Annotated in this window: 21 protein-coding genes; 1 reads left to right on the top strand and 20 read right to left on the bottom strand. The window is 37.3% G+C overall.

Annotated features, from left to right (window positions below; genetic code table 11):
• Window positions 1–247: IS256 family transposase (locus tag L866_RS09260; protein ID WP_025729673.1), on the top strand; the 247-nt coding region annotated here is incomplete at its 5' end.
• Between the two features lie 192 nt (window positions 248–439).
• Here the strand turns inward: L866_RS09260 and rpsI are convergent.
• The 20 genes from rpsI to rpsH form a co-directional block, all read right to left on the bottom strand.
• The gene (gene rpsI / locus L866_RS0104785) at window positions 440–832 is read right to left on the bottom strand and encodes a 30S ribosomal protein S9 (protein ID WP_025729671.1); all 393 of its coding nucleotides are present in this window, start codon (window positions 830–832) and stop codon (window positions 440–442) included.
• Window positions 833–845: 13 nt separating this feature from the next.
• The gene (rplM, locus tag L866_RS0104780; RefSeq protein ID WP_025729669.1) at window positions 846–1,289 is read right to left on the bottom strand and encodes a 50S ribosomal protein L13; all 444 of its coding nucleotides are present in this window, start codon (window positions 1,287–1,289) and stop codon (window positions 846–848) included.
• 200 nt (window positions 1,290–1,489) lie between these two features.
• Entirely contained in the window at window positions 1,490–2,356 is an 867-nt protein-coding gene (gene truA, locus L866_RS0104775; RefSeq protein ID WP_025729667.1) for a tRNA pseudouridine(38-40) synthase TruA, read from the bottom strand.
• A complete protein-coding gene (locus L866_RS0104770) occupies window positions 2,350–3,150 on the bottom strand; it encodes an energy-coupling factor transporter transmembrane component T family protein (RefSeq protein WP_025729665.1) in 801 nt (266 codons plus the stop codon). Before L866_RS0104770 ends, truA begins: the two co-directional genes overlap by 7 nt.
• Window positions 3,143–4,021, bottom strand: a complete 879-nt coding sequence (locus L866_RS0104765; RefSeq protein WP_025729663.1) for an energy-coupling factor ABC transporter ATP-binding protein — start codon at window positions 4,019–4,021, stop codon at window positions 3,143–3,145. The genes L866_RS0104770 and L866_RS0104765 overlap by 8 nt, the downstream gene beginning before the upstream one ends.
• Entirely contained in the window at window positions 4,003–4,830 is an 828-nt protein-coding gene (locus tag L866_RS0104760) for an energy-coupling factor ABC transporter ATP-binding protein (RefSeq protein ID WP_025729660.1), read from the bottom strand. Before L866_RS0104760 ends, L866_RS0104765 begins: the two co-directional genes overlap by 19 nt.
• A 258-nt stretch (window positions 4,831–5,088) precedes the next feature.
• A complete protein-coding gene (gene rplQ / locus L866_RS0104755) occupies window positions 5,089–5,472 on the bottom strand; it encodes a 50S ribosomal protein L17 (RefSeq protein WP_025729658.1) in 384 nt (127 codons plus the stop codon).
• Window positions 5,473–5,492: 20 nt separating this feature from the next.
• Window positions 5,493–6,437: a DNA-directed RNA polymerase subunit alpha gene (locus L866_RS0104750; protein WP_025729656.1), complete on the bottom strand. Its 945-nt coding sequence runs from the start codon at window positions 6,435–6,437 to the stop codon at window positions 5,493–5,495.
• Between the two features lie 41 nt (window positions 6,438–6,478).
• A complete protein-coding gene (rpsK, locus tag L866_RS0104745; RefSeq protein WP_025729655.1) occupies window positions 6,479–6,868 on the bottom strand; it encodes a 30S ribosomal protein S11 in 390 nt (129 codons plus the stop codon).
• Window positions 6,869–6,890: 22 nt separating this feature from the next.
• On the bottom strand, window positions 6,891–7,256 hold the full coding sequence (gene rpsM, locus L866_RS0104740) for a 30S ribosomal protein S13 (protein WP_025729654.1): 366 nt from the start codon (window positions 7,254–7,256) through the stop codon (window positions 6,891–6,893).
• A gap of 20 nt (window positions 7,257–7,276) precedes the next feature.
• Window positions 7,277–7,390, bottom strand: coding sequence for a 50S ribosomal protein L36 (rpmJ, locus tag L866_RS0104735; protein ID WP_025729653.1), 114 nt, complete (start codon window positions 7,388–7,390; stop codon window positions 7,277–7,279).
• Between the two features lie 31 nt (window positions 7,391–7,421).
• Window positions 7,422–7,640, bottom strand: coding sequence for a translation initiation factor IF-1 (gene infA, locus L866_RS0104730; protein ID WP_025729652.1), 219 nt, complete (start codon window positions 7,638–7,640; stop codon window positions 7,422–7,424).
• Window positions 7,641–7,731: 91 nt separating this feature from the next.
• The gene (locus L866_RS0104725) at window positions 7,732–8,385 is read right to left on the bottom strand and encodes an adenylate kinase (protein WP_025729651.1); all 654 of its coding nucleotides are present in this window, start codon (window positions 8,383–8,385) and stop codon (window positions 7,732–7,734) included.
• Window positions 8,386–8,410: 25 nt separating this feature from the next.
• The gene (gene secY, locus L866_RS0104720; protein ID WP_025729649.1) at window positions 8,411–9,706 is read right to left on the bottom strand and encodes a preprotein translocase subunit SecY; all 1,296 of its coding nucleotides are present in this window, start codon (window positions 9,704–9,706) and stop codon (window positions 8,411–8,413) included.
• Window positions 9,706–10,146: a 50S ribosomal protein L15 gene (gene rplO, locus L866_RS0104715; protein ID WP_025729647.1), complete on the bottom strand. Its 441-nt coding sequence runs from the start codon at window positions 10,144–10,146 to the stop codon at window positions 9,706–9,708. The genes secY and rplO overlap by 1 nt, the downstream gene beginning before the upstream one ends.
• 25 nt (window positions 10,147–10,171) lie before the next feature.
• Window positions 10,172–10,351 (bottom strand): 50S ribosomal protein L30, encoded by a 180-nt coding sequence (gene rpmD, locus L866_RS0104710; protein ID WP_025729645.1) that lies wholly within the window; start codon window positions 10,349–10,351, stop codon window positions 10,172–10,174.
• A gap of 14 nt (window positions 10,352–10,365) precedes the next feature.
• Window positions 10,366–10,866 carry a 30S ribosomal protein S5 gene (gene rpsE, locus L866_RS0104705; protein ID WP_025729643.1) on the bottom strand — a complete coding sequence of 167 codons (501 nt, stop codon included), beginning with the start codon at window positions 10,864–10,866 and terminating at the stop codon, window positions 10,366–10,368.
• 21 nt (window positions 10,867–10,887) lie between these two features.
• Window positions 10,888–11,253, bottom strand: a complete 366-nt coding sequence (gene rplR, locus L866_RS0104700; RefSeq protein ID WP_035446177.1) for a 50S ribosomal protein L18 — start codon at window positions 11,251–11,253, stop codon at window positions 10,888–10,890.
• Window positions 11,254–11,357: 104 nt separating this feature from the next.
• Entirely contained in the window at window positions 11,358–11,894 is a 537-nt protein-coding gene (rplF, locus tag L866_RS0104695) for a 50S ribosomal protein L6 (protein ID WP_025729639.1), read from the bottom strand.
• 21 nt (window positions 11,895–11,915) lie between these two features.
• On the bottom strand, window positions 11,916–12,314 hold the full coding sequence (gene rpsH / locus L866_RS0104690; protein WP_025729637.1) for a 30S ribosomal protein S8: 399 nt from the start codon (window positions 12,312–12,314) through the stop codon (window positions 11,916–11,918).
• Window positions 12,315–12,331: the final 17 nt, after the last annotated feature.

Genomic DNA, 12,331 nt, shown 5'->3' with positions numbered 1-12,331 from the left:
AGCCTGTGAGACTTTAGATAATGGCTTCGAAGATGCCTTCCAATACACAGTAATGGATAAGAGTCACAATCGTTTAAAAAGTACTAATCTTCTTGAACGATTGAACCAAGAAGTACGCCGAAGAGAAAAGATTATTCGTATTTTCCCCAATCGTGTGTCAGCCAATCGTTTAATTGGTGCTGTCCTGATGGACACGCATGACGAATGGATCAGTTCTAAAAGAAAGTATATCAAGTTTAACCAGTAAGAGAGTATAGAACATTGTACTAGAAACTTTTACACAAGATTATGGACTTGACTCAAATAACGATTGGCTGTTGGTAAAATCGCCTACCGTAACCTTAAAAAGTAGGTTCTATAATTTAAAAGAATAGTTAGCCAAAACAAAAAAACACTTTCCAATAAAGGAAAGTGTCTTGAAACGTTGATATAATAATGATTAACGTTTTGAGAACTGTGAAGCTTTACGAGCTTTCTTAAGACCTGGTTTCTTACGTTCTTTCATACGAGGGTCACGAGTTAATAGACCTGCTGCTTTAAGAACGCCACGGAAATCTGGATCAACTTGTAATAATGCACGTGCAATACCATGACGGATTGCGCCAGCTTGTCCAGTAAATCCTCCACCTTGTACATTTACTAAAATATCATATGTACCTTCAGTTTCTGTAACTGCTAAAGGTTGTTTGATTACTTCGTGTAAATGTGCGAATGGAATGTATTCTTCAATATCTTTTTTGTTAACAACGATTTTACCTGTACCTGGTAATAAACGTACACGTGCCGAAGATGTTTTACGACGACCTGTACCCATGTATTGTGCTTCTGCCAAAGTACTTACCTCCTTAAATTAATGGATGAATATCTAAAAGTTCTGGTTGTTGTGCTTCGTGTTTGTGAGTTTCGCCCGCGTAAACGTGTAATTTACGGAACATATCACGGCCTAAACGGTTCTTAGGTAACATACCTTTGATTGATAATTCAATTAAACGTTCAGGTTTGTTTGCACGCATATCTCCAGCAGAAGTTGCTTTAATTCCACCAGGATGATTTGAGTGACGGTAATAAATTTTATCCGTAGCTTTTTTACCTGTTAATTTAATTTTTTCTGCATTGATAACAATTACATTATCTCCTGTATCTACATGAGGTGTAAATGTTGGTTTATTTTTTCCACGTAAGATGCTTGCCACAACAGCAGATAAACGTCCCAAAGGCACGTCAGTTGCGTCGACAACATACCATTTACGTTCAATTTCACTTGCTTTAGCCATATAAGTAGTACGCATGTTTTTTCCTCCAATATTTATATCTGTTTGTACACAATTGAGTTTCCGGGGCTCCATCGTGGGGCAAACAATACCGTTAACTATGATACGCTATCCACCACGATAAGTCAACCGTTTTTGGCGACAAATCACTCATTATGCACATTTTTATCTTCTGTCATTTATACCTATTAATCATTCATTTTATAACTAAAAATGATCTAATTACTTGATTCATTTGTTTCATCTATTGCATCATACCATACTTTTTCTAAATATAAACCATGCGCTGGGGCAGTTGGTCCTGCTTCATTGCGATCTTCTACAAATAACAACCGTTCTAACTCATCAATTGGCTTCATTCCATCACCAATTTGAATCGCTGTGCCAACTAAAATACGAATCATATTATACAAAAAACCATTGCCTTCAAAGATAAATTCAATTTCTTTTGATGAAACGTATTCAACACTTGCTCGATAAACCGTTCGCACTTTATTCTCTTTATCTGTTTTTGTAGAGCAAAAGCTTGTAAAATCATGTGTACCGACAATTACATCTAACGCTTCTTGCATACGTGCAATGTCTGTTCGGTAGGGATGATGCCATTGATATAATCGTTCAAACGGTGTCATCACATCAGCTAGCGATACTTTGTAACGATATCGTTTACGTTTGGCGTGATATTGTGCATTAAATGTCGGCGCAACAAACTTTGCGTCTAATACACGAATATCCTCTGGTAAGAGGCTATTTAAAGCCCGCTGCATGTTTTTAGGTGGGATTGCTGCCGGATAGTCAAAGTGAATCACTTGTCCCAGAGCGTGGACACCAGAGTCTGTCCGTCCCGATCCAAATACGGCAATTTTTCTACCTTTTGCCATTTTAGCCAATGTCCACTCTAAAGCAGCTTGAATACTCGGTCCATTTGGCTGCACTTGAAAGCCAACGTAGTTTGTTCCATCATAACTAATTGTTAATTTATATCGTTGCCACTGCTCATCTGAATGTTTTGCTATTTGTTTAGTTTGTTCTACTGCTTCTGCTGTTGGTGTCATTGTCATCACAGATTGCGTACTCTTTACCATTGTCTCAACCCCAATAATGACGCAAGTAATATCATAAAAGCTATCGCCGCAAACATGTCACGTTTTTGATACGTTAACACGCGATATTTCGTCCGATTTTCACTTCCTTGATAACCTCGTGCTTCCATCGCAATGGCTAAATCTTCTGCACGGTTAAACGAGCTAATAAATAACGGAACTAAGATAGGAATAATTGATTTCATTTTTTCAATCAAATGTCCTTCACCAAATTCAACCCCACGTGATTTTTGAGCGTTCATAATTTTTTGCGCTTCGTCCATTAGTGTTGGAACAAATCGTAATGCAATTGACAGCATTAATGCCAATTCATGCACTGGAAATTTAAACACTTTTAAAGGTTTTAAAATTGATTCAATTGCATCAGCAATCATCAGCGGCGGTGTAGTTAATGTCATTAATGTCGACATGAAAATGATTAAAATAAAGCGACAGAAAATAAATATCCCATTAGTTAACCCATAGTCCGTTACTGTCATCCAGCCGAAACGAAAATATGGTGTCCCACCTTGTGTAAAGAAGATTTGTAATAGCACTGTAAATGTTATCAACCAAATTAATGGTCGAACACCGCGTAAAAAGAATCCAAATGGAATTTTTGAAAGAATAAGGCTAATCACAATAAATGAAAAAGCGGCTAAATACGTTTGCCAATTATTCGCCAAAAATATAATCATAATAAAGAAGAAACTGCCCATGAGTTTCGTTCGTGGATCGAGTCGATGTATGAAAGAGTCGCCTTTTAAATAGCGACCAAATATAAATCGATCAAGCATGCGCCTCTCCTCCTTTAAGTTGGTTAACGATTGCATCGGCTAATTCAGCTAGTGTTAATGGTAAATAATCGCTTTCCACTATATCTTGTCTGTTTGCCTGGTACGTTCGATAAAACTTGAGTGACCAAGGTAAATCTAATTGTTTATCACGTAACCAATCTAATGATTGAAAGAGTTCTTTAGGATGTCCACTACGTACAACACGACCATTTTCTAAAACAATTGCATGATTGCTGTATTGTGCGACGTCTTCCATTTGATGCGTTACTAAAACGATGGTCATCTTCTCTTCTTTGTTCAATTTATAGAATAGTTCCATCATTTCTTTGGCACCTTTAGGATCCAGACCAGCTGTCGGCTCATCTAGAACTAGAACGCTTGGTTCCATCGCTAGAACACCTGCAATCGCTACACGACGCATTTGGCCCCCTGAGAGGTCAAATGGTGAACGATCAAATAATTCTTCCGGTAAATTAACTAAACGCATCATACGTCTCGCAATTGCCTCTGCTTCTTCATTCGTTTTCCCAAAATTTTTTGGTCCAAAAGCAATATCTAAGCCAACTGTTTCTTCAAATAATTGAGCTTCTGGAAACTGAAAAACGACGCCTACTTCTTGACGGAGAGGTTTTAACCCTTTTAAAGATGATTCTGGTGTAATCGTTGTATCACCAATTTTTACAGTCCCTGCAGATGGCTTCACTAATCCATTTAAATGCTGTAATAACGTCGACTTACCACTACCCGTATGGCCGACAATCGCTGTATATGATCCATCTGGTATTTTTAGGCTAATATCAAATAATGCGGGTTGTTCAAAAGGAGTCCCTGCTTGATACTTAAAATCTACATTTATAAATTCAATTTCCATAAGTAATCCAGTAACCTCTCTTCCGTCATATATTCATTCGGAATGTCTACACCTTTTTTTATAAGAAGACGTTTTAAGCGTTCCACATTTGGTAATGATAATCCGTGGTCGATTAATTCACTTTGACTCTCAAAAATTTCACTAGGAGGTCCTTCTTTTAAAATTCTTCCTTTATTCAATAAAATAATGCGATCGGCTAAGGCAGCTTCATCAATATCGTGGGTAATCGACATAACCGTTAAATCATGTTCTTTTTTTAATTCGGAAATCGTGCGTATCACTTCTTTTCGTCCTAGAGGATCTAGCATACTAGTTGCTTCATCCAAAATAATGAGTTGAGGAGTTAAAGCAATGACGCCTGCAAGGGCCACACGTTGCTTTTGCCCGCCAGATAATCGTGCAGGCTCTTTTGTCTTAAAAGCACTCATCCCTACACGCTGAATCGCTTCATCCACACGTTGAAGCATTTCATCATACGCCACACCTGCATTTTCTAAACCAAAAGCCACATCGTCTTCAACTGTTGTTCCAACGAACTGATTATCAGGATTTTGAAAAACCATACCTACTTTGCTACGTATTTCCCATACTGTATCAGGGCCTAACTCCAATCCATCAACAACAACTTTCCCACTTTGCGGAACAATTAAACCGGTAATCATTTTTGCTAATGTTGATTTACCACTTCCATTATGTCCGATAATTGCAAGCCATTCGCCTGTATGAATAGATAAATTAATCTGATCTAATATTTTAGGTTCATCTGGTTCATATTGAAAAGATAAATCTTGAATTTCAACAAGTGCCATCTTAAAACCTCCTCTGTTATTATCTTCTTCACTTTACTATAAAATATTCTAAACTGCACTTCTTTTTACTCATTTCAATCACTCGCCTCTAATCTTATAAAGATCACAGGCCAATCTTGATTTTGTGTAAAAAAAAAGCACAATCCAAAGATGAATGGTCGCCAAGCTGTTTAGCTTGGCGACATTGAGCTAGACTAAAAGGAATATCCTTCATCATCGTAACACTCATCCATACATTGAAAAGTGATTATAGTCTTGTTATTTAACAAGTTCAATAATTACCATTGGAGCTCCGTCACCTTTACGTTCTCCTAATTTCAAAATACGTGTATAACCACCTTGACGATCTGTATAGCGTTCTGCTAATTCGCCAAATAATTTTTGTAATGCAGTTTCTACAACGATTTTATCATTTTCTTCACGAACATCTGCAACTTCATTACGAATGAAAGCAGCAGCTTGACGACGGTTAGCTAATGAACCTTTTTTACCTAAAGTAATCATTTTTTCTGTCGTTGAACGGATTTCTTTTGCGCGCGCTTCAGTTGTTTGAATACGCTCATTGATGATTAAATCAGTTGTTAAGTCGCGTAACAATGCTTTACGTTGTGAGCTTGTACGACCTAGTTTCCGATATGCCATTTATCGTAACGCCTCCTTTACTAATCTTCTTGACGTAGTGATAAGTCAAGATCAACTAATTTTGCTTTTACTTCATCGAGTGATTTACGTCCTAAGTTACGAACTTTCATCATCTCTGCTTCTGATTTGTTTGTTAATTCTTGCACCGTATTAATCCCTGCACGTTTTAAGCAGTTGTAAGAACGTACAGAAAGGTCTAATTCTTCAATCGTCATTTCTAACATTTTCTCTTTTTGAGTTTCTTCTTTTTCTACCATGATTTCAGCTTTACGAGCTTCATCAGTTAGATTAACAAAAACGTCTAAATGAGCTGTTAAAATTTTTGCCGATAAAGAAATAGCTTCTTCCGGTGAGATGGATCCATCAGTCCAAACGTCTAACGTTAATTTATCGTAGACATCTTTACGGCCCATTCTAGTTTTTTCAACTTGGTAGTTGACTTTATGAACAGGTGTGTAAATTGAATCAATTGGGATAACACCAATTGGCATGTTCTCATGTTTGTTTTGCTCTGAACGAACATAACCTCGGCCGTTTTTTGCATTCATCGTCATATGGAGATGATGACCAGCTGCTAAAGTACAGATGTAATGTTCCGGATTTAAAATTTCGACATCGCCTGAATAGCTAATGTCACCCGCAGTAATCACTTTAGGTCCAGTAATATCTAATTCCAAAACAGTATTATCTTCATTAGCTTTCTTTAAGGTCACTTGTTTTAAGTTCAAAATTAACGAACTAACATCTTCTACAACGCCTTCGATAGTTGTAAATTCATGTAATACTCCGTCAATTTGAATATCTGTAATTGCAAATCCAGGGAGTGATGATAACAGAATCCGACGCAATGAGTTGCCTAAAGTTGTCCCATAACCACGTTCTAACGGTTGCACGACAAATTTTCCAAACTTTAGATCCTCACTGATCTCAATCGTTTCAATGACTGGTTTTTCAATTTCGATCATTATGCCATACCCCTTTCAATACGTACCAATTAAAAATTGGATTAAACACGACGACGTTTTGGTGGTCGAGCTCCGTTGTGAGGGATTGGTGTAACATCGCGAATTGCAGTTACTTCTAATCCAGTAGCTTGTAATGAACGAATTGCTGCTTCACGTCCACTACCAGGTCCTTTAACAGACACTTCAACGGTTTTCATACCATGTTCCATAGAGCCTTTTGCTGCAGTTTCAGCTGCTAATTGCGCTGCAAATGGTGTTGATTTTTTTGATCCGCGGAAACCTAAAGCTCCAGCACTAGACCATGAAATAGCGTTTCCGTTAACATCTGTAATCATGACAATAGTGTTATTGAATGTTGAACGAATGTGTGCTACACCGCTCTCAATATTTTTTTTAACACGACGTTTGCGTGATACTTTTCTCTTAGCCAAGTACGTTACCTCCTAACTGACTTTATTTTTTCTTACCAGCGATTGCTTTAGCTGGGCCTTTACGAGTACGTGCATTATTTTTAGAATTTTGACCACGAACTGGTAAATTGTGACGATGACGAGAACCACGGTATGAACCGATCTCTTGTAGACGTTTGATGTCCATACTTACTTCACGACGTAAGTCACCTTCAATTTTAAGTTTGTCAACTTCTTTACGAATACGGTCTAACTCATCATTCGTTAAATCACGAACACGAGTATCTTGTGAAACTTCTGCGTCTTCTAAAATCTTAACCGCTGTAGTTTTACCAATACCGTAAATGTAGGTTAACGAGATTACTACACGTTTGTCACGTGGAATGTCTATACCTGCAATACGAGCCATTAACTCGACACCTCCTTATATTATCCTTGACGTTGTTTATGTTTTGGATTGCTGCAAATTACCATAACTTTACCGTTACGTTTAATTAATTTACATTTCTCACAAATTGGTTTTACACTTGCTCTAACTTTCATGGGTTTCCCTCCTTATAAAATAGGAATCCGATTACTTAAAGCGATATGTGATACGCCCGCGACTTAAATCATATGGTGATAATTCAACAGTCACTTTGTCACCTGGTAAAATTTTAATGTAATGCATACGGATTTTTCCAGAGACGTGGGCTAAAATTTCGTGTCCATTTTCTAGCTCTACTTTAAACATCGCATTAGGCAATGTTTCAGTAATCGTTCCTTCTACTTCAATGACATCTTCTTTTGCCAAAGTCTTTACCCTCCTCATTTTTGTCGGTGAAAAGGTTTAATGATTAACTTCCTAATTATAACGTATTATATACGTCATATCAAGGTTTGTGCTACTTCATGTTATTCAAAATCGATTCAATATTTTTAAATACATCATCGATATCTTGTCCACCATCAACTGTATTTAAGATTCCTTTTTCACGGTAGAAATCAATAATTGGAGCTGATTGTTTTAAATTAACTTCAATTCGATTCTTAACTGTTTCTGGCTTATCGTCTTCACGTTGATAAAAGTCAGTACCTCCACAATTATCGCAAACACCTTCAACAGTTGGTGGGTTAAAAATCTTGTGATACGTTGCGCCACAATTTCGACAAATAAATCGTCCAGTTAAGCGTTCCATTAAGATTGAAGGATCAACATCAACGTTAATCACTGTATCTAATGAACGACCTAATTCAGATAAGATATTTTCGAGTGCATCTGCTTGTTCAATCGTTCTAGGATAGCCATCAAGTAAGAAACCATTCTTCGTGTCGTCTTGTGCTAATCGTTCTTTAACGACGCCATTCGTTACACTGTCCGGAACAAGATCTCCACGATCCATATAGCTCTTCGCTTCTAATCCCATCGGTGTTTCATTCTTGATTGCATTTCTAAACATATCTCCAGTAGAAATATGTGGTATGTTGAACGTTGATACAATACGTTCTGCTTGTGTCCCTTTACCAGCACCTGGTAAACCAACAATAATCGTATTCACAATTTTTCCTCCTCATGAAGTGTTATTATTCGATAAAACCTTTATACTTACGAGTTAACATACGTCCTTCGATTTGTCTTGCTGCTTCAAGAGCAACCCCAACAACAATTAAAAGACTTGTTCCACCCATCCGAATTTCTGGAGGCAATGACCATAAGCTCGAAGCTATCATCGGTAATAACGAAATGACTCCTAAATACAAAGCCCCTATCGTACTTAAACGCATGAGCAGTCCAGATAAATACTTTTCAGTTTCACGTCCAGGGCGAACATTAACAATGTATCCCCCTTGCTTTTGTAAGTTTTCAGCAACCTTTTCAGGATTAACTTGAACAAACGCATAGAAATATGTAAAGACAACAATTAATAATGTGTAAAGTACCATTCCGGCAGGTTCACGTAAATTAAAGATTGTTGTAAATACTTTGTACCATGCTTGATCGCCAAGTTTATACTCGAACAATCCTAAGATTGTTACAGGTGCTGTTAGAAAACTTGAAGCAAAGATAACTGGAATAACCCCTGCTGAGTTAATTTTTAATGGTAACCAGCTAGTTTCATGCGAGCCAGTAGCTCGTTTTGAATACTGAATTGGCAAACGACGCTGTGCTGTTTCCATCGTCACTACAAAAATAACAATTAGTAACATCGCTAATATCAAACCAACTGTAAATCCAACGTTACTTAAGTTTTCAGTTAGTTTAACACCTTTAAAGTACTCTTGATAAAATTTGTATACACCTTGTGGAAGACGAGCAACGATCCCACCAAAAATTAAAATCGATACACCATTTCCGATACCATGAACAGTAATCATATCACCTATCCAAGTTAAGAACATTGTTCCGGCTGTTAATACTAATGAAATCATTAAGTATGTCCGGATACCTGGATTTTCAATCAAACCGAACTGTGATAAGTGGTTAAACCCTACAGATAACCCGATTGATTGAACAAAAGCTATTACTATAGTAGCATAGCGTGTCGCTTGATTTAACTTACGACGACCAACTTCACCTTGTTTAGACCATTCAACAAAACGTGGAACAATATCCATCTGTAATAACTGAATGACAATTGATGAAGTGATGTATGGAGAAACACCCATAGCAAATACTGAGTATTGACTTAGAGCGCCTCCACCAAAAGTATTTAATAAGCCAAAAAGCCCTTGACTTGCAATGGCTTTAATTGCTGCCGCGTTCACACCTGGAACTGTAAGTAAGCTCCCAAGTCTAAAGACAAGTAACATCATCAATGTAAAGAATATACGTTGACGAATGTCTTTAATTTGAAAAGCATTTTTCAGCAGTTTGAACATTAGATCACCTCTACTGTTCCACCGGCTGCCTCAATTGCTGCTTTAGCAGATTGACTGAATTTGTGAGCTTGAACTGTTAATTTACGCTCTAATTTGCCGTTACCTAAAATTTTGATGCCGTTTAATTCTTTTTTAACAAGACCAGCTTCAACTAGAGTAACTGGAGCAATTGTTGCACCGTCTTCAAAACGATTTAAATCAGTTAAGTTAACGATAGCATACTCTTTACGGTTGATATTAGTGAATCCACGTTTTGGTAAACGTTGGAATAGAGGTAATTGTCCCCCTTCAAATCCTAACCGTACGCCACCACCTGAGCGGGCTTTTTGTCCTTTATGACCACGGCCTGATGTTTTACCATTTCCTGACCCTTGTCCACGACCTACACGGTTGCGAGTTGAACGAGATCCAACGTTAGGTTTTAATTCATGTAATTTCACGTTCGCACCTCCTTAATGTTTTAAATTAAACTTCCTCAACTGTTACTAAATGACTAATTGTATTAATCATACCTTTAACAGCATCATTTTGTGGTTTAACAACTTCTGAGTTTACTTTACGTAAACCTAATGCATAAGCTGTTTTAATTTGATTTTGAGGACGTCCAATTAAGCTTTTTACTAATTTTACTTTATATTCAGCCATTATCTTTGTCCTCCTTAGTTTAGAATTTCTTCAACTGTTTTGCCACGTAATGCAGCTACTTCTTCAACAGTTTTTAATTGTTTTAGTCCAGCAATTGTTGAACGTACTACGTTAATTGGAGTTTTTGATCCAAGTGATTTAGATGTGATATCAGCAATACCTGCTAATTCAACAACAGCACGTACAACTCCACCAGCGGATACTCCAGAACCGGCTACAGCTGGTTTTAACATAACGTTACCACCTGAGAAAATACCTGTTACTTCATGCGGAATAGTTGATCCAACCATTGGCACTTTAATTAAGTTATTTTTTGCGTCTTCGATTGCTTTACGGATTGCTTCTGGAACTTCTTGAGCTTTACCAGTACCAAATCCAACGTGTCCATTACGGTCACCAACAACTACTAAAGCCGCAAAACGTAAACGACGTCCACCTTTTACAACTTTTGTGACACGGTTAATGGCAACAACACGATCTTCTAACTCTAAATTTTTAGAATCGATAAAAGTCATCTGGATGTTTCCCTCCTTTTCTTAAAAGTCTAATCCATGTTCACGTGCTGCTTCTGCTAAAGCTTTAACACGTCCATGATATAAGTAACCTCCGCGGTCGAACACGACTACTTTGTGGCCTGCTTCAATTGCTCGTTTAGCAACTAATTCTCCAACTTTTTGTGCTTGTTCAACTTTGGTACCTTCTGAAACTTCTTTATCAAGAGTAGAGGCACTTGCTAGCGTCACACCCGCTACGTCATCAATCAATTGAGCGTAGATGTTTTTGTTTGAGCGGAATACATTTAAGCGTGGGCGCTCAGCAGTACCAGAAATATGACGACGCACACGAGCGTGGCGTTTTTGACGTAATTTATTTTTGTCTGGTTTTGAAATCACAATTTTCACCTCTTTAACTTTATATCAAATGCAACTATAAGCTGCACGAACTAAAGTGATTTGATAAATTAAATATTAAATTATTCAATATCAATTTAACCAAATCACTAAGATTATTTACCTGTTTTACCTTCTTTACGGATAACATATTCATCTGTATAACGAATACCTTTTCCTTTGTAAGGTTCTGGTGGACGAACTGCACGAACTTTCGCACTGAATTCTCCAACTTTATGTTTGTCATAACCTGAAACGATTACTTTAGTATTTGAAGGAACTTCGATTAAAAGACCTTCTGGAATTGAAAATTCTACTGGATGGCTGTAACCAACGTTTAATACTAGTGTTGATCCTTGCAATTGCGCACGGTAACCAACCCCGATTAAATCTAATTCTTTTTTGAATCCTTCAGTTACACCAATTACCATGTTGTTGATTAATGCACGAGTAGTTCCGTGTAATGCACGAGTTGTTTTATTTTCGTCGTGACGTGTTACAGAGATAATGTTATCGTTCATTTCAACTGTTAAGCTTGGTGAGTATGTGTAAGATAATTCACCTTTTGGTCCTTTTACTTGTACTTCGTTGTTGTCGATTTTCACTTCAACATTGCTTGGTACTTCTATTATCATTTTTCCAATACGACTCACTCTATTGCACCTCCTTATGAATTACCATACGTAAGCGAGCACTTCGCCGCCAACATTTTTTTGACGTGCTTCTTTATCGGTAATTACACCTTCTGATGTCGAGATGATTGCAATTCCTAAACCATTTAATACTTTAGGAATCTCATCGCGCTTTGCATAAACACGTAAACCTGGTTTAGAAATACGTTTTAAGCCTGTGATTACACGTTCATTGTCTTTAGTATATTTTAAGAAGACGCGCATAACGTTTTGTTTGTCATCTTCTACAATTTCATAATTTTTAATAAAACCTTCGCGTTTTAAAATATCAGCAACCGCAATTTTCATGTTTGAGCTTGGAACTTCTAACGAAGCGTGGCGAACCATGTTTGCGTTACGAATACGTGTTAAGAAATCCGCGATTGGATCTGTCATCACCATTAACGATTACCTCCTTG

This window comes from Atopobacter phocae ATCC BAA-285 (genome assembly GCF_000526675.1).
Taxonomy (GTDB): domain Bacteria; phylum Bacillota; class Bacilli; order Lactobacillales; family Aerococcaceae; genus Atopobacter; species Atopobacter phocae.
Note: the sequence above shows the minus strand (reverse complement) of the source record. Positions and strands in the feature narration are given on the sequence as shown.

What these genes read in the sequence shown, in the direction of transcription:
- rplM (WP_025729669.1), bottom strand. Translation starts at nt 1,289, where the DNA reads ATGCGTACTACTTATATGGCTAAAGCAAGTGAAATTGAACGTAAATGG.
- truA (WP_025729667.1), bottom strand. Translation starts at nt 2,356, where the DNA reads ATGGTAAAGAGTACGCAATCTGTGATGACAATGACACCAACAGCAGAA.
- L866_RS0104770 (WP_025729665.1), bottom strand. Translation starts at nt 3,150, where the DNA reads ATGCTTGATCGATTTATATTTGGTCGCTATTTAAAAGGCGACTCTTTC.
- L866_RS0104765 (WP_025729663.1), bottom strand. Translation starts at nt 4,021, where the DNA reads ATGGAAATTGAATTTATAAATGTAGATTTTAAGTATCAAGCAGGGACT.
- L866_RS0104760 (WP_025729660.1), bottom strand. Translation starts at nt 4,830, where the DNA reads ATGGCACTTGTTGAAATTCAAGATTTATCTTTTCAATATGAACCAGAT.
- rplQ (WP_025729658.1), bottom strand. Translation starts at nt 5,472, where the DNA reads ATGGCATATCGGAAACTAGGTCGTACAAGCTCACAACGTAAAGCATTG.
- L866_RS0104750 (WP_025729656.1), bottom strand. Translation starts at nt 6,437, where the DNA reads ATGATCGAAATTGAAAAACCAGTCATTGAAACGATTGAGATCAGTGAG.
- rpsM (WP_025729654.1), bottom strand. Translation starts at nt 7,256, where the DNA reads ATGGCTCGTATTGCAGGTATAGACATTCCACGTGACAAACGTGTAGTA.
- rpmJ (WP_025729653.1), bottom strand. Translation starts at nt 7,390, where the DNA reads ATGAAAGTTAGAGCAAGTGTAAAACCAATTTGTGAGAAATGTAAATTA.
- secY (WP_025729649.1), bottom strand. Translation starts at nt 9,706, where the DNA reads ATGTTCAAACTGCTGAAAAATGCTTTTCAAATTAAAGACATTCGTCAA.
- rpmD (WP_025729645.1), bottom strand. Translation starts at nt 10,351, where the DNA reads ATGGCTGAATATAAAGTAAAATTAGTAAAAAGCTTAATTGGACGTCCT.
- rpsE (WP_025729643.1), bottom strand. Translation starts at nt 10,866, where the DNA reads ATGACTTTTATCGATTCTAAAAATTTAGAGTTAGAAGATCGTGTTGTT.
- rpsH (WP_025729637.1), bottom strand. Translation starts at nt 12,314, where the DNA reads ATGGTGATGACAGATCCAATCGCGGATTTCTTAACACGTATTCGTAAC.